This is a genomic window from Streptomyces sp. NPDC050264, assembly GCF_040655895.1.
GTDB lineage: Bacteria > Actinomycetota > Actinomycetes > Streptomycetales > Streptomycetaceae > Streptomyces.
Window position 1 is genome coordinate 230,397 of record NZ_JBFAKV010000008.1, and the last position, 15,916, is coordinate 246,312.

A 15,916-nucleotide genomic window follows, 5' to 3' on the forward strand; every position below is an offset into this window, starting at 1 on the left:
TGTCCGTGAGGTAGGTCTGCTCCTGCCCCGCGACCGTGATGTAGGCGTTTCCCATTGGGCGCGGTTCTCGGTTACGGGGCGCGCTGGACATGCGAGCGCCCCGGCTCCGGCGGGAGGAAGCAGGGGCGCGGTTGGTGGGAGTCGGTGTCAGTCGCGGAACTCGCGGCGGTTGACCGCTCCTATGAACTCCCGCCAGCCGTCGCGGCTGAACAGGAGTACGGGGCTGTTGAGGTCCTTGCTGTCGCGTGAGGCGATCGTGTTGGGCAGGGCGGCGACCTCTATGCACGCGCCCTGGCCGCTGCTGTGGGTGCTCTTGAACCAGTCCGCGTTGGTGAGGTCGGGGCTGTTCATGCTGTCTCCAGTTCGTGGCTGAACTCGCGCTCCGCCTCTGCGATGAGAGCGAGCGAGTCACGGGTATTGAGTGCTGCTGCCTGTAGGGCGGCGAAGATTTCGGAGTAATGCTCGGCGTCTTGTTCGGAGTCGAGCAGTGCGTCACCGGCCATGCCGTCGATGTACACGACCGCCGGTTCGCTGGCTTTGGTGAAGGTGGCCAGTGCGAAGGAGCCGGGCATCCCTGGATGCGCGCCGACGTCCCAGGGGATGACGTGCAGGGTGACGTGCGGCTGTTCGGCGATCGCTTGCAGGTGGCGCATCTGCTCGGCCATGACACGCGGTCCGCCGACGGCCCTTCGTAGGGCGGCCTGGTCGATGACGGCGTTGAGCGTCAACGGCTTGGGCCTTGCAAGAACTGCCTGTCGCTCAATGCGCGCCTGTACGTGGTGTTCGAGGTCGGTGCTGGTCGCGGACGGCCACACACCTTGGATGACGGCGGCAGCGTAGTCGCGGGTCTGTACGAGGCCGGGGATGAACGAGGACTCGTAGCTTCGGACTTGCGCCGCGACATCCTCGCAGGCGATCCACGCCTTGTAGTCACGGCGCAGGTCGGAGTGGAAGGGCCGCAGGAAGTCCTGCCTGCCGGCCTCCTCCCACAGGGCATCGATCTCTGCGCGCGTGGCGGGGTCGGCCCCGTAGCGCGTGAGGAGGTGATACAAGGTGCTGCGGTTGGGCCGGGCCTCGGCGCTCTCAGCGCGCCGTAGCGTGCTCTTGCTGACTGGGCCCTCTGCGATCACGTCCTCGCGTGACATCCCGGCGGTTTCGCGGAGCCGACGTAGCGCGAGCGCAAGGCTCCGTAGGCCCGGCGTCTTCTCGGTCACGGCATCCCCTCCCTGGGTCATGGGCGTATCCCCGCCGAGTTTGGCGCACGTGGGGCCGTCTGGCCAAGCTCGATTTCAAATGAACCAGTTCATTTGAACTGATTGCATATGACCCAGTTCATTGCCATGCTGGGCCCCGGAACGGCCACCCACTGTGACAAGTCGGTAGCCGTGAGTTGACTGCGCCCTGTGGGGCCGGGGCTCGCGCCTTCGGGGCGTCGTGGCCGTGATCGATTGGGAGGACCGACCCATGACCCTCGTGATCTATGTCCTTGCGCTGCTGCTGCCCGCCACCGGCCGCCGCAGACTCCCCGCTGGTCCGCGACACCGGAAGGGAGGCCCGGCATGGACGGTGTGACGTACTGGTTCCGGCACTCGGCAGAGCCTAGGGCGGTGCCGTTGGGGCGGCGGTTCGCGGTGAACGGTCTCAGGGACTGGGGACTTGAGCACATGAGTGAGTCCGTGACGCTGATCGCTTCCGAGCTGTTGACCAACGCCGTGGAGGCCACCGGGACCACGAAGGCCGGGCTGAGCCGTGGCGAGCGCGAGACGTTACCGCTGGTCGCGGTGCGGCTGCGCGTGTGCAGCCGGACGCTGACGGTCGAGGTCTGGGACACCAGTCGGACGCTGCCCCGGATGCGAACGCCCGATGCGGACGCCGAGAACGGCCGGGGCCTGCCGATAGTGACGCTGTTGTGCGAGCGCTGGGACTCCTACCGCCATCCCTCGGGCGGCAAGGTCGTCTACGCGATGCTACCTCTCGTGCGACCGACGGTGGTGATCGCGCGAGAGATGGCCGACGGAGCCGGAGGCGCCGTCGAGCCGGACCCGCGAGCCGCGCGGGCGCTCTCGCCCACGAACTCGCGGCGCGTATCTACTGATTCACCGGGGTGGAACGGATGATCCATCGCCCGCCGCGAACTCCGTCGGCGCCGAAGGCGGTGGGGTGGCCGAGGGGGTCAGCCGTCGTCCCGCCGCCGCTCGTCCGCACACGCGAGCCACAGCGCATAGGAGTGCCGCAGTTCGGCGAGGGCCTCCTCGTTCAGCGCCGGGTCGGAGAGCGAGACGTTGGCCAGGCGCACGACGATCTCCGCCATGTGTCCGGCGACGACGGCTGAGCGGCGGGCGTGCGCGGTGGCGCGCTGGGCAGCGATCTTTTCCCGGGCGGCCATCATGTCGGTCAACGTGCCGTAACCGGGCTGTTCGGCGTCGTACAGGGAGGGCACCCGAGGCAGCCCGGCCGCGGTGAGCGTGGGTACGGGATCGCGGTCGTCCGCCGGCGTCCGCGCGCTCCCTGTCTCGGCGTCCGCCATACCCAGGATGCGCAGAACGACCTGCCGTTCAGCCTCGGAAACGGCCACCCTGGCCGCCAGGGCGTCGAGTTCGTCGAGGAGGCCGGGCACGGCACCGGAGTTCCCCTCGGTGAGACGGCCTTCGAGTTCTTGCGCGAGGGCGTGCGCACGCTCGGAGGTCGTGTCGAGCAGAGTGTTGCATGCGGCGATCTCGGCGAAGGCGCGCTGGGCCGTCTGTAAAGCCATGTCGAGGACATCGCCGGGCTCACCCCTCAGCATCCGGGCGTGGTGGAGCAGGGCACCTACGTGCGTACGCGCCGTCTCCAGCGGATCGTGCTCCAGATCCGCCTCCACCTCCTGCCATTCATCGTCCGTGAGTACGTCCGTCCCGTTCGGTCGGGTGGGCTGCACTGGTGGATCCCTTCTTGTACTTCGGTTCAGACGGGCTGTGTTCACGGGTTCCGGGCGAGTGGTCCGTCGGCGGTACCCCGTGGGGATTTACCGTACACGTTTTCGACCAGGCGTACACGCGATTATCTGTTGACATCGCCAACGTGCATCCTGGAAGATCAGAGGGTCAACAGCGCGGCGGTCCCGTCGTGCTCTCCGCCTGATCGTGCAAGGAGCACCGCCATGACCGACGACACCCCTCTGCGCCAGCTGCTCGACGACCGCCTCACCGCGGGCCTCGCCGCGTCCGAACTGGCCCCGGAGGCGGCCGACCTGCTGCGGGGGATGCTTCCCGAGCCGACGCCGGAGAGGACCGGACGCGCCGGGCCCGTGTACCTGCGCTCCATCACGGCGGCGGGCTGGCGGGGCGTCGGCCCCGAGACCACGCTCGACCTTCCGCCCGGCCCCGGGCTGACCGTCGTCGCGGGTCGCAACGGCACCGGCAAGTCGAGCTTCGCCGAAGCCGCCGAGATGGCGCTGACGGGCCTCAACACCCGCTGGGACGGGAGCAACGGCAAGGCTCGTACGGCGGTGTGGAAGGAAGGGTGGCGCAACCTGCACGACTCCACGGTCCCGGCCGTCTCCGTGCGGCTCACCCTGGACGACACCGCCGAGCCGGTCACCGTGCGCCGCACGTGGTACGGGGCGAAGGTGGACGAGGCGCGCACGACGGTGGAGCGGGCGGACGGCACGCAGCAGAAGCTGGAGGAGAGCATCGACGCCTCGACGCTCTCCCTCTACCGCCCGTTCCTGCCGTACAGCGAGCTGGGCTCGATGGTCGACGGGACGCTCAGCGCCCTGCACAACACCCTGGCCCGGTTCGTCGGACTCGGCCAGCTCGGCGACATCGACGACCTGCTCGCGGCCCGCGTCAAGGCGTGCAAGGACGTCGAGAAGCGGCCCGGTGTCCTGAAGACCGCCGCCACCGACGCCCTTGCCGGACTCGACGACCAGCGTGCCGTCGAAGCGGCTCGGGCGCTCGGCGGACGTACGCCCGATGTGGACGCCGTTCGTGCCCTGCTCGACCGTGACGTGGTCACCGCCGCCGGTGCGGACGTCCGCCTCCGGGCGCTCGCCACCCTGTCCGGCCCGGACGAGCAGGAGGTCGCCGGCGCGCTGGCGCGGCTGCGGGAGGCGGTTGCCGCGGCCGAGGACGTACGGCACTCCGACGCCGAGGACGCGCGGCGGCTCGCCGGGCTGCTGGAAAGCGCCCTCGAACACCGGCGCCGTTCCCAGAACGCCGACTGCCCCGTCTGCGGCACCGCGGACCGTCTGGACCCGGCCTGGGCGGAAGGCGCGCGGGCGGAGATCGAGCGGCTCCAGTCGCAGGCGGCCGGGGCCGAAGCGGCTCGCCAGGCGCTTGGCGCCGCGCGGCGGGCTGTCCATGACCTGGTGCAGCCGGTGCCCGAACTGCTGCGGGCGGAGGAGTCGGAACTGGCGGGCCTCTGGCGCGAATGGGCCCTGTGCCGCAGCCTGACCGACCCCGCCGAGCTGGCGAACCGCGTCGAACGCGTCGCACCGACGCTGGGCGCGGCATGCCGGCAGGTGAGCGAGGAGGCCGCCCGCAAGCTCACCGACCGCAACACCGCCTGGCGGCCCGCGGCCGTTCGGCTCGCCGAGTGGCTCGACGCGACGGAGAAGGCCGCGGAGGCGAAGGACCGGCGCAAGAAGGCCGAAGCGGCCCGCTCCTGGCTCAGGACGCAGACGGACGAGCTGAGGGCAGAACGGATGGCGAAGTTCGAGAAGCAGTCGCAGGACGTGTGGAACAAGCTCTGCGAGAGCAGCAGTGTGTCGCTCGGGTCCATCACGCTGAAGGGCGTGGCCGCGCGGGGGAGCGTACATCTCGGCGTCTCCGTGGACGACCAGGAGGCACCCGCGTACAGCGTGATGAGCCAGGGTGAACTGCACTCGCTCGCCCTGTCGCTGTTCATTCCGCGTGCGACGCACGACGACAGCCCGTTCGGCTTCCTCGTCATCGACGACCCGGTGCAGTCGATGGACACGCAGAAGGTGGAAGGGCTGGCCGCGGTCCTGAACGAGTGCGCCCGTCACCGGCAGGTGGTCGTCTTCACCCACGACACCCGCCTGGAGCAGGCCATCTCCCACCTCGGCATCGAGGCGACGATCCTCCACATCTCCCGCGAGAGCGACTCCGTCGTCTCCGTCGAGAGGCGGAGTGATCCCGTCAAGCAGGCGTTCGCGGAGGCCCGTGCCCTCTCCTACGATCAGCGTCTGCCCCAGACCGTCGCCGACCGGGTGATCCCGGCCATGTGCCGGCTCGCCCTCGAAATCGCCTGCACGGAGGCCGCACGCCGTACGCTGCGGGACGATCACGGCCTTGGCCTCGCGGAGATCGAGGAGCGTGTCGCCCCGCTGGAACGGACCAAGGAGTACGTGGCCCTGGCCCTGCTCGGAGATTCCTCCGGAGAGCCGCAGGCGGACGTCGAGAGCCTGTACGCCGGGGGATGGGCGCTGATCAACGAGCTCAACGCGAGCTCCCACCACCCGGGACTGCCGACCGTGGACGACCGCAAGCAGCTCGTGGCACGTACGGAGAGGCTGGCCACGGCGATCCGACGGGGCCGCGGAACGGGCCTGTCGCAGGGCGGTGCCCGATGACGGACAACACCCGCGAACTCGTCTCCGCTGCCGAGGCCCTGCTGCGGCCTCCGGGGGGCACGGCGGGAGCGCTCAGCCCCGGGACACGGGCCCGAGCCGCCGCCATGCTGCTGCGTCTCGCTCTCGACCAGCGGCTGGACGACTTCTGGCTCGGTGTGACTCCTGCGATGACGCGCACCGCCAAGCACCGCATGCTGTGCCTGGAGGCGTACACGGACCGGGGGACCGCCCGGCGCTGGCGCCTCACGTGGTCCGCGCTCAGCGGCGTCTGCCACCACCGCGTGCCCGAGCTGCCTCCCATGCCCGCCGAGATCCAGGCGCGTCTGCTGGAGGTGAACGCCCTGCTGGAGGAACTCGACGGGGCGGCCGTCGCGACGGCCGCCGTGGTCATCCCGGCTCCGGCTCCCCCGGCCGGCCGGACCACGGTGCTGACCGCGACTCCCGCCGTACCCCTGGCGGCGGGCCTGCGGGCGGGCCGTCCCGTACCGAAACCGGGACCGCCGCCGGGACAGCGCGCCGAACCTCCGGTCGTCGGCGGTCCGTGAACGTAGAGGGAGCCTTCCGGGTCGTCGACGGCTACGACCGGACGAGATCCGGCAGCCAGCCGATGTGGCGCAGTGTCGGCGCGATTCGGCTGAGCAGGAAGAACACGACCGGTGCCTCGTCATCGTCCGGCGGGAAGAAGAGAGCGTGCTGAACGGAATCCGTGTCCTGCGGCTCGTCCAGGTCGACGAGCAGCGGGTCCGGCCGTTCGAAGGCCAGGTCGAGCACCACCCCGGGGCGAGCGGTCAGCTCAAGCAGATCGTCGAGACCGCACAAGTCGACGAAGTCGGCAGTGGTGAACGTCTTCTTGAAGCTTGGGCGGTCACCGGGAACGGCGACCCAACCCATGATCCGCAGTTCGCCAACGCGTAACCCGGACTCCTGGATACCGGCACGCCGCCGGTTGTGCAGGTTGGACAGCGGAGCAGGCATCTCCGGCACGACGGCGGGTTGGTACAGGACGAGATCACGCTCCCCGTTCTCCCACCGCGTGTCGTGGACCGTCAGACCGGGCCGGCCGTCCAACTGCACCCGCCACACCCCCGCCACGCCCCTGGACTGCGCGCCGGAGCATGTGGCCGCGTAGCCCTTCGGCGTCGTGCCGTCCCGTCGCAATGTGAGCTGATCCATGATGGCCATGGCGACTGTGTCCCTCCACCCGTGGGGTGACACACGCCGTGCTCCCCTGGCGGGAGATTATGCGCTTAACTACGCCGAAAAATAGGGTTATTGGGAAAGGCGGCACTGCCTGTGCCGCCCGGAACGGGGGAGCGGACATGACCGAGGCCGAAGACGGGACTCCCGGCTCGGGGGAGCCGCCGCAGTTCGTGCTGCGACTACCGGGGGCGAACGGCGTCGATCGGGCACGAGGGGTGCTGCTGGACGAGGTGGGGACCAACGGAAGCCGGAAGTTCCGCATCCTGGCGGGATCGCCCGCCCGGGACCACGAGATGCCGTCTTTCTCCAAGCACTTCTCCGCCACGGCCAGAGTGCGGGAGATGATGAAGAAGACGGGCGTGCTGCGTCCGTCCACCCGCTGGCCCGGGTGGCTGGAACTGACGGAGGACGCCGACTGCGGGTCCCCGTCCTTCGCCGCGGGCATTCTGGTCGGGGCGCCGCGAAACGGCTGGGTCGACTGGAAGACGGAAAAGGGGGCGCCGCTCTCGGACTTCATGGAGGGGGTCTGGTCAGGTCCTGCCAGGGCTTGGCTCGTCCGGGGCTCCAACGTGTCCGGGGCCGATCTCGTCCAGAAGCTGTGGCTTCCCGAAAAGCGGGTCTCTCTCGCCGCCCCTCGCCTGCGCCAGGGGATCGGCCAGGGAACCAGCAAGGAGACCCTGCGCACGGTTGTCGAAGAGGACTGGGGCACCACGGCCACGTACAACCAGAAGCTGGAACTCGTCGAGGAACTCCACGCGTTCCTGTCCAGGATGAAGCCCGGCGACACCGTGTGCACACTCTCCGGCGGACGGTTCTACGTCGGAGAGATCACCGGCCCCGCCGAGCAGACCGTCTCCGACAACGGCAGGTCCAATCTGCGGCGGCCCGTCGAGTGGCAGAGCACCGGCCACCCGTACGACGTGCTGCCCGAGGAGATCCAGCAGCGGCTGTCCGTCCAGCACGACGTCGTGGACCTCACCGCGGTCCAGCCGCTCATCGAGGGGCTCGGCCTCTCCGACGAGGAGCTGGCCGACGAGGCCGAGGTGATAGAGCACGACCCCAGCGGCACGACACCCGCCCTCGCCGCTCGCCGCGAGCTGGAACTCCCCGTGCCGGAACAGCCCCTCGCCGACAAACTGCTGGTGCACGACGTGGCATGGCTGCGGGACATCCGCGAACTGCTGTGGGATGAACGGCAGCTGATCCTCTATGGCCCGCCCGGAACCGGCAAGACGTACATGGCCCTCGAACTGGCCGAGTACCTCGGCGGCGGGCCCGAGCAGGTGAAACTCGTACAGTTCCACCCCTCTTACGCCTACGAGGACTTTTTCGAGGGGTTCCGCCCTCGCGAGGACCCGGATACGAGGGAGGTCGCCTTCCGCCTCACCGCCGGCCCACTGCGTGAACTTGCCGACCTGGCGTCCCGCGAGGGCAACTGGCACATCCCGTACTTCCTGATCATCGACGAGATCAACCGGGCCAACCTGGCCAAGGTCTTCGGAGAGCTGTACTTCCTCCTGGAGTACCGCAAGAAGTCGGTACGTCTCACCTACTCCGGTGACGACTTCCGACTGCCGCCGAACCTCTTCGTCATCGGCACGATGAACACCGCCGACCGGTCGATCGCCCTGGTGGACGCGGCGATGCGCAGGCGCTTCGCCTTCGTCGAGCTGTCACCCCGCACCGAACCCACCAGCGGCCTGCTACGGCGCTGGCTCGACCGGGAAGGGTTCGGCAGCCGGGCCGCGGACCTTCTGGACGCGCTCAACTCCCGTATCGAGGAAGCGGACTTCCGTATCGGCCCCTCCTACCTGATGAAGAAGGAGGTCCACCGGCAGGGCGGTCTGGAGCGCACCTGGCGGACCAAGATCCTGCCGCTGCTGGAGGAGCACCATTACGGTGAGTCCTTCGACATCGAGAAACGCTACGGTCTCGACGCCCTGGCCCGGTCCATCGGCGACGGCGACGGCGAATCGTACGAGCCCTCGCCGTGACGACTGTCGAGTTGACCGAGTACGGCCCGCCCGTCACCGTGCCTCTCCCGGACGAAGTCGGGCGCTCGCTCGCCGGCTCCAGGATCGTCGAGGCCGCCCCCGATCCCTACCGTTCGGGCTGCTGGCGACTGCGCGCCGGCGGCAAGGTCGGCGCGGTGGCCTTCAGGCCACCGGGGCACAGTCCCATCACCCTCCGCATCGTTCCCAAGGTGCCGGTGGCGCGGCTGTTCTTCCTCATCGGTTACGCATCGAACCCTCACGTCCACCGGGACGGGGAGGTGAGCGTTGCCGAGCAGGAAGAACTGATTCCCGCGCTGGCGCAGGGATTCGAGCGATCTCTCGAACGTGCCCTGCGTCAGGGAGTGCTCCAGGGATACCGGCACACGGAAGAGACCGCACCGGTCGTCCAAGGACGTATCAAGGAAGCGGATCAGGTCAGGCGGCACCATGGGCGGGCGTTCCCGGTCGAGGTCGCCTACGACGACTACGTGACCGACATCGCGGAGAACCGGCTGCTGCGCGCTGCCACGGAGCGGCTGCTGACCCTGCCCAGGGTCCCCGACAGCGTACGTCGCCGGCTGCGCCACCACCGTGGCCGGTTGCTGGACGCACAGCCGCTGATTCCCGGCAGCCGTGATCTGCCGCAGTGGAGGGGGAGTCGGCTCAACCTCCGCTACCAGCCCGCGCTACGGCTGGCCGAGACGGTGCTGCGCGGCTTGTCCGTCGAGCACATGAGCGGCCGGATCACCATCGACGGATACCTCTTCGACACGCACAAAATCTTCGAGGACTTCGTCTGCACCGCACTGCGCGAGGCGCTGGCGGGATACGGAGGGCGTAGCGCACTTCAGGCGCAGGGCGTGCACCTCGATGAGGCGGAGGCTGTTCGGATGCGTCCGGACCTGGTCTGGTACGGCAACCATGGCATCCCACGAGCTGTCGCGGACGCCAAGTACAAGGCGGAGAAGCCCGAAGGATTTCCGGACGCCGACCTCTACCAGATGCTCGCCTACTGCACGGCGCTCGGACTCAGCGACGGTCATCTCGTCTATGCGCGAGGCTACGAGCCGAGCGCGACGCATCGGGTGCGGCACGCAGGAATCCGCCTCCACCAACACGCCTTGGATCTGGAACAGGCGCCCGCCGAACTGTTGGCCGCGATCACGTCCATCGCCCACTTGATGGCGGAAGGCGCGGTCGCGATGTGACTTCCCCGGTAATCCGTCAGTCACCGTCCTCAAGAGGCAGAAGTGCCCCGTTGGTGAGGCCGTCTCGGGCAAGTGCGCTGACTTGTTCTGCCAGCCGGGTCACTTCGCCGATGCGCTCCTCGAATTCCTTGAGCGAACGGAAGGCGGCACCGTAACGGCGTTGCTCCTCCACCGCCATCTGCGGGATCCGTGCCCCCTTGACGTCGAGACGATAGGAGCCGCTGCCGCTCGTCGAACGACGATTGTTGGACGCACTGCGCAGGAACCCCCGTAGATACTCGGTGTCCAACTGCTCACTGGTAGAGGTTGGTCCAGCGTCGGCGAGGTCGACGAGCCCAGCACGGGAGAGGTCGGCCAGACTGATCGTCGCGCTGTCCAGCGTCCCCGGCCCTTCGCCTGCTGTGAGGGCGGGCAGCAATGCGGCCAATCGGTTGAGCCGCTCCTCGATGCCCCGTTGCAAGGCGTGGTACTCGGCGGGGAAGTCCTGCCGGGAAGCGTCCACGTGCGCGCTCGGCGTGAGATCGACAGAGTCGTTCAGGAGATCGATCAGCGGTACGTCGACGACTTGCTCGGCTGTCGGCTCCATGGGGCCATCGGGCGCGTTGGCGGTGAGGTCCACCATCCGCACTGAGGCCGCGCTGTCAGAGGGGCCGCTCGGGCGGTGCAGCATCCACAGATGTACCGGTTGAGCGTGTGATGCCACCATGCCGGTCGGCAGTGCGACGATCTCGGTAAGGAGGCCGCGCCGGACGATCTCGGCCCGGATGCGCCTGCCTGCCTTGCGATAGGCGACGGAAGCGGGCATGACGACGATGGCCCGACCGCCTGGAGCGGTATGGGCGTAGCAGTGCTGGAGCCAGGCCAGATCGCCCTCCGCCTTGGAAGGCGTGCCCAGTTCCCAACGGGCATCGAGGAGCAACTCCTCCCGGCCCCAGTCCGGGCCGGCTGCTGGGGGGTCGCACAGGACAAGGTCGGCGCGCAGATCGGGCCAGCGGTCCTTGCGGAGAGAGTCCCCTGCCTTGATGACGGTGTCCTGGGGCCCTGTGAGCTCCGCTCGTGCCTGTGCCAACTCCCCGGCCGCTGGATCGATCTCCTGCCCCCGGCGTACAGGCCCTTCGGTGCGGCCGACGGAGAGAAGGAGCGTGCCGATGCCGCAGGCCGGATCGAGGATGACGGAGTCCTCGGGTACTGGTCCCACGAAGTGACTCACGGCTCTGACAAGCCGCAATGACGTGACCTGGTCGGAGCCGGCACGTCGAGAGGAGTCCAGGAAACGTTCGATCAGTTCGTCGAGTACTTGGGCTGCTGATTCCTTCGCCGCCGACCTCGCAGCCAGATTGGCCAGGTTGTCGTCCAGCCTGGAAACGTCATCATGTGCGAGGAACCGGGCAACGCCCGCGATGCCTGAGACCATGTCGTCGCCGAAGGCGCCCCGCAGTGCTTGCCACAGGCGAACGTCATCCGAAAAATCGGTGCCCTTCTGCTGCTTGGCCAGCCAGGAACGGACTTCGCTCAGCGAAAAGAGAGGCGTGCTCGCGCCACCGTCGGCAGGTGCCGGGAAGTCGCTGTACCGCCGCCTCCAGTTGGAGACAGCGGCACGTGTCACCCCCGCCAGCCTGGCAATCTCTGCACCGGTGATCAGTGAGTCGGAAGCCGGGGGAGTCGATTCCTTCATGGCTCTACCGTACACGCAATCGGGATAGAATCCGATAGTGTATGTGTTGGCGATGTCAACAAATCGGCGGGGTGGCTGGATAGGTGGCGCTCGCCGCAGCCGTTACGGCTGTCGGGTGGCGTCGTGTGCGCGACTTCCTGGGTCTTTTTCCCGGCCTGTAGGCACCTTCGCTACAACGGTCCGCTGCTGGCTACGGCGAGATGATTCGCTGTTGCGCAGGACTGAGGTCCGGTCGGTGTCGGTCTCAGCGCCCCGCGTCAGCACCGAAGTGAGAGATGCTCCGCCAAGATCTTCTCCCAGAATTCTCCCAAACGATCACCTGAGATGCAGGAAGGGCCTGATCCTCAATGAGGATCAGGCCCTTGACCTGGTGTTTCAGCTGTCGGGGTGGCGGGATTTGAACCCACGACCACTTCGTCCCGAACAAGGTCCGGGGAAGATCGAGACCAGACCACGACGATGTTCATGCTGGTCAGGCCGTTGGTATCAGTCGGTATGCCTGAGTGTTTGCAAGTCTTCGGGAGAAGGTCTTCTCCCAGGTTTTCCCAGCCCAGTAGATGGAGCAGCACCTGCCAAGCGCCTGCGCCCGGGGGGGCGGGCCCTTTATAGTCAGCATCGCGGCGGAGCACCACGTGGGGGTAGGCATGGGGATACCTGGGCGGACACGACGGCTGGCCCTTGGGTATGTGTCAGCTCGCCGTTCAGCGATGCGATGAGCCCGCGGATCCGCAGCGCCCGGAGCGCGGGCCTCACCGCGTCCGCGATCGGCACCGGAGCGGTCTCAGGAGCGCTGGCGGCGGGTGCCAACTTCGTCACTGTGCCGTGGGCGGCCGGGCTCGGTGCCTCGGCCGGCGCCGTAGCCCTCTACAGCGGACTGGCGTGGCAGCGGCGCGTCGATCTGCGCGAGGCTGGCCGGGCCTGGCACGAAGCGGTCGCGCCGGGGCCCGACGGTAGCGGTCCGGATGATTCGGCGGCGCGAGGAAGTAGCGTTTTGGCCGCGCTGAACCCCGACCGCGAGGTGGTGCCGTACTCCCCGCTGCACGGGTCGCACCTGCGGGAGGTGGTCCGCTGGTGCGGCGAGACCGGCCGGGGCCCGGTGTGGCGCGTGGCGGGACCGGCTGGCGCGGGCAAAACCCGGCTGCTGATCGAAGCCGCGCGCCAGCTGAAGCAGGAGGGCTGGGCCTGTGGATGGGTACGTCGTGGCCGGGCGGCCGACGCCGTCGCGGCGGCCGGACTTCGGCCCGGCGGAGTCCTGCTGATCGTCGACGACGCCGACACCCTGCCCGACCACGGTGACCTCGCGGCCATGCTCACCGACGCGGTCCGCGGTGACTACCCGCTTCTACGTATCGTGCTGGGCGGCCGGGACTTCGGCGGTTGGTGGCGCGATCTGCGTGCCGGCCTCGACCCCGCCGTCCACGCGGCCGTCACACCCTCCGGCCCCACTTGGCTGACCGGTCTGACCGGCGCGTCCGCAGACCGGCAGCAACTGTTCGCTAACGCGGCCCGCCGCTACGCCGCCTTCTTGGACCGGCCGGTGCCGTCCACCACCCTCACCGGCCCGCACGCCGGAGCGACATTCGCCGAGCTCCACGCCGCTGCGGCGGCCGCCGCTGAACGGGGCCTGACCGGTGCCTTCGACCTCAGTACCGCCCTGGACCATCTCTTCTCCGTCGAGGAGTCCTGGTGGGCTGCCAACGCCGCCGACGCGGGAATCACCCACCCGCCGGCCGTATTGCACGCCGCGGTTACTGTGGCCACCCTCCTTGGGGCCAGAGACTGCGAGCAGACGGCGCGCCGCCTGGCTTGCCTGCCCGGACTCACCACGACCCCCTTCGAACGGCTGACGGAACTCGCTTTGTGGCTGCGCCAGTTGTACGCCCAGCGCAGCGGAACGTGGCTCGACCCGCATCTCCCCGCCCGCATCGCGGAGCGCTACGCCGCCCGCTGCGCCGCACGGCAGCCGGGACTGCCCTCCGCCCTCGCCACCGCCGCACTGACCGCCTGACCCCGGGAGCACCCTTGCCCAGTACGACGGCGGCCACCCGCCTCCTCGTCAGCCTCGCCCGGGCGGCCCGGCACGTCCCGGACACGACGACCACGATCACCGAGGTCGTGGGGGTCAGTCCTCGCACGCTGCTGCCCGCAGTTATGGACGTGGCACGGGGTGGACACGGGCCCATCGACGACGCGGTCGCCGCCGCCGTCCCCGAGGCCACACTCGACCACGACGACCTCCGCGTATTGGTGGCGCGCATTCCGTTCTCCACCACCGCCTTGCCCCGTACCGCGCTGGCCGTTGCACGGCGGCTGCTGGACTCCGCGCCCGACGCCGCCGCCCGTGCGTCCGCCGCGCTGGAGCTGGCAAACCGGCTGGACGGTGTGGGGGCGTGGACAGATGCGGTCGTCGCAGCCGAGGAATCCGTACGGCTGCACCGCGAGCTGGACTCGCGCGGCCCCGGCCTGGCCCGCGCGCTGGACGTCCTCGGCGGCCAGCTGGCAGAGGCCGGACGGAGCGACGACGCGGTGAGCGCCGCCGAGGAGGCAGTAGCGCTGTACCGCGAACTGGGCCCGAACTCAGGCGGGCCCGGCCTCGCGCGGGCCCTGAAGAACCTCGGGGTCAATTTGGCCCAGGTAAAGCGGTCCGGGGAGGCGGCAGACGCCGCCGAGGAGTCCGTACGGCTCTACCGCGAGCTGGCCCGCACCGACCCGGACGCCCACGCCTCGGGCCTGGCCCTTGCTCTGACGCAGCTATCGAACCAGCTGGATAGGGTGGGCCGCTGGACGGAGTCCCTGGACGCGGCCAAGGCGGCGGTACGGATCCACTGCGACCTGATGCGTACCGATCCGGACGCCCACACCCGCGACCTGGCCGACGCCCTGGACGTCCTGGGCAACCGCACGGGCGAGCTGGGCCGACGGGCGGACGCGGTGCCCTTGGTGGCGGAGGCCGTGGCCCTCTACCGCGACCTGGCCGAAGGGGAGCCGGAGGCATACCGGTTTGACCTCGCCCATGCCTTGAGTCTGCTGGGCAACCACCTCTCGGCCACCGGCCGCGCGATCGACGCCCTCGATACCACGCGGGAGGCCGAACGCGCATTCCGCGACTTGACGGCGGTGCGGCCGGAGAAATCGTCCTGCCTGGCACACACCTTGGTCACGCTGGCGATTGTGCTGAAACCCGGGCGATCTAAGGAGGCGCTCGCAGCCTTGGAAGAGGCGGTGGGGCTTTACGAAAGGTGGCCCGACCTCCAGCATGACAACCATGCCTCCAACCACGCGATCGCGGTCGGCCACCTCGCCGACGCCCTGGGCCTCACCGGCCGGCGCACCGAGGCACTGGCGGTGGCCGAGGAGGCTGTACAGATGTGGCGGGAACTGGTCGAGGCGGAACCGGCCCGGCACTTGCTCGGCCTCGCCCATGCCCTGCATGCACTCGGCCATAAACTGGCAGTCGTGGGCCGAAGGGATGATGAGCTTGCGGCGCTGCGCGAGTCCGTACGGCTCTACGAAGAGGCCGATCGGCGGCTGCCTGGCATGTTCACCGACGAGTTGTCCAATACTCAGCTGCATCTGCGCCGTATCGAGCCTGCCCCCTGATGCCGGAGGCTGTCCGGAGTGAGGCCGTGCACTCCTGAAAGCCGAGCAGTCCGGCGGCGATGCGCCCGCGGCTGTCTTGACCTCTTCGTCCCGAAGCAATAGGGGACGTTCGCTGCCCTTGGCTGCTGTGCCTGTCACCTGCGCTGATGGTCCGCTGACGTCCACGTTTGTTCGCGGGTGTGCGTCGCGGTTGTCACGCAGTTAGCCACTCCGCCCGGACGCGCCTGGTTGTGTTCGTCAGCTCTGCAAGTGTCGCTCCCACGCAGCCTTCATCTGCTCTCCCTGCTCGGCCGTGATGACCCCAGCGTCTACCGCCACGGCCACGAGGTCGGTGCCGGCGCCAGCTTCATGGCGGTGAAGGCTTCGTTCATGCGATCCGAGTTTCGTGGCGTCCCGACATGCCCAGGCTCCAAGTCACCGGGGAGGAAGTTCGCCACCTCGCCGTCGTTGTGCTCGAACGCTGCTTTGTCCATCTTTACATGGACCCGCTTGGTGTCGATCGTGACGACGGTCCCGTGTGACCCGTCGTGAGAAAAGGACCTATCGCTTGGCGCTCTGACCGTGACCTTGTCTCCGACCTTGAAGCTACTCAAGGTCTTTCCGCTGCCGAACATGTGAGTCCCCCCTCTGGGACATCGATCAAAAGGCCCTTCCTGCTGGACCT

At 68.8% G+C, this 15,916-nt stretch carries 14 protein-coding genes; 7 read left to right on the forward strand and 7 right to left on the reverse strand.

Annotation, left to right across the window (positions count from 1 at the left end; translation table 11 throughout):
- Positions 1-147: 147 nt before the first annotated feature.
- Complete coding sequence (locus AB0J02_RS16995; RefSeq protein WP_363194443.1) at positions 148-351, reverse strand: DUF397 domain-containing protein; 204 nt, start codon at positions 349-351, stop codon at positions 148-150.
- Positions 348-1,214 carry a helix-turn-helix transcriptional regulator gene (locus AB0J02_RS17000; protein ID WP_363194444.1) on the reverse strand — a complete coding sequence of 289 codons (867 nt, stop codon included), beginning with the start codon at positions 1,212-1,214 and terminating at the stop codon, positions 348-350. Before AB0J02_RS17000 ends, AB0J02_RS16995 begins: the two co-directional genes overlap by 4 nt.
- A gap of 345 nt (positions 1,215-1,559) precedes the next feature.
- Between AB0J02_RS17000 and AB0J02_RS17005 the strand changes: the two genes are divergently transcribed.
- Positions 1,560-2,117: an ATP-binding protein gene (locus tag AB0J02_RS17005; protein WP_363194445.1), complete on the forward strand. Its 558-nt coding sequence runs from the start codon at positions 1,560-1,562 to the stop codon at positions 2,115-2,117.
- 56 nt (positions 2,118-2,173) lie between these two features.
- On the opposite strand, the gene AB0J02_RS17010 is transcribed toward AB0J02_RS17005, so the two are convergent.
- Positions 2,174-2,917 carry a hypothetical protein gene (locus AB0J02_RS17010; protein WP_363194446.1) on the reverse strand — a complete coding sequence of 248 codons (744 nt, stop codon included), beginning with the start codon at positions 2,915-2,917 and terminating at the stop codon, positions 2,174-2,176.
- A 222-nt stretch (positions 2,918-3,139) separates the two neighbouring features.
- Between AB0J02_RS17010 and AB0J02_RS17015 the strand changes: the two genes are divergently transcribed.
- Both AB0J02_RS17015 and AB0J02_RS17020 read left to right on the forward strand, forming a co-directional pair.
- Positions 3,140-5,575: an AAA family ATPase gene (locus AB0J02_RS17015; RefSeq protein ID WP_363194447.1), complete on the forward strand. Its 2,436-nt coding sequence runs from the start codon at positions 3,140-3,142 to the stop codon at positions 5,573-5,575.
- A complete protein-coding gene (locus AB0J02_RS17020) occupies positions 5,572-6,120 on the forward strand; it encodes a hypothetical protein (protein WP_363194448.1) in 549 nt (182 codons plus the stop codon). Before AB0J02_RS17015 ends, AB0J02_RS17020 begins: the two co-directional genes overlap by 4 nt.
- Before the next feature lie 31 nt (positions 6,121-6,151).
- Here AB0J02_RS17020 and AB0J02_RS17025 read toward each other — a convergent pair whose 3' ends face one another.
- Entirely contained in the window at positions 6,152-6,748 is a 597-nt protein-coding gene (locus tag AB0J02_RS17025) for a hypothetical protein (RefSeq protein WP_363194449.1), read from the reverse strand.
- 146 nt (positions 6,749-6,894) lie between these two features.
- Between AB0J02_RS17025 and AB0J02_RS17030 the strand changes: the two genes are divergently transcribed.
- The gene (locus AB0J02_RS17030) at positions 6,895-8,769 is read left to right on the forward strand and encodes a DUF4357 domain-containing protein (RefSeq protein WP_363194450.1); all 1,875 of its coding nucleotides are present in this window, start codon (positions 6,895-6,897) and stop codon (positions 8,767-8,769) included.
- Positions 8,766-9,977: a restriction endonuclease gene (locus tag AB0J02_RS17035; RefSeq protein WP_363194451.1), complete on the forward strand. Its 1,212-nt coding sequence runs from the start codon at positions 8,766-8,768 to the stop codon at positions 9,975-9,977. The genes AB0J02_RS17030 and AB0J02_RS17035 overlap by 4 nt, the downstream gene beginning before the upstream one ends.
- Positions 9,978-9,993: 16 nt before the next feature.
- On the opposite strand, the gene AB0J02_RS17040 is transcribed toward AB0J02_RS17035, so the two are convergent.
- Positions 9,994-11,652, reverse strand: a complete 1,659-nt coding sequence (locus AB0J02_RS17040) for an N-6 DNA methylase (RefSeq protein WP_363194452.1) — start codon at positions 11,650-11,652, stop codon at positions 9,994-9,996.
- Positions 11,653-12,364: 712 nt separating this feature from the next.
- On the opposite strand from AB0J02_RS17040, the gene AB0J02_RS17045 reads away from it, so the two are divergent.
- Both AB0J02_RS17045 and AB0J02_RS17050 read left to right on the forward strand, forming a co-directional pair.
- A complete protein-coding gene (locus tag AB0J02_RS17045) occupies positions 12,365-13,660 on the forward strand; it encodes a hypothetical protein (protein WP_363194453.1) in 1,296 nt (431 codons plus the stop codon).
- 14 nt (positions 13,661-13,674) lie between these two features.
- A complete protein-coding gene (locus tag AB0J02_RS17050; RefSeq protein WP_363194454.1) occupies positions 13,675-15,252 on the forward strand; it encodes a tetratricopeptide repeat protein in 1,578 nt (525 codons plus the stop codon).
- Positions 15,253-15,489: 237 nt separating this feature from the next.
- Here the strand turns inward: AB0J02_RS17050 and AB0J02_RS17055 are convergent, their stop codons facing one another.
- Together AB0J02_RS17055 and AB0J02_RS17060 are read right to left on the reverse strand one after the other, a co-directional pair.
- Positions 15,490-15,576 (reverse strand): DUF2680 domain-containing protein, encoded by an 87-nt coding sequence (locus AB0J02_RS17055; protein WP_363194565.1) that lies wholly within the window; start codon positions 15,574-15,576, stop codon positions 15,490-15,492.
- A complete protein-coding gene (locus tag AB0J02_RS17060) occupies positions 15,561-15,866 on the reverse strand; it encodes a hypothetical protein (RefSeq protein WP_363194455.1) in 306 nt (101 codons plus the stop codon). The genes AB0J02_RS17055 and AB0J02_RS17060 overlap by 16 nt, the downstream gene beginning before the upstream one ends.
- Between the last annotated feature and the right edge of the window lie 50 nt (positions 15,867-15,916).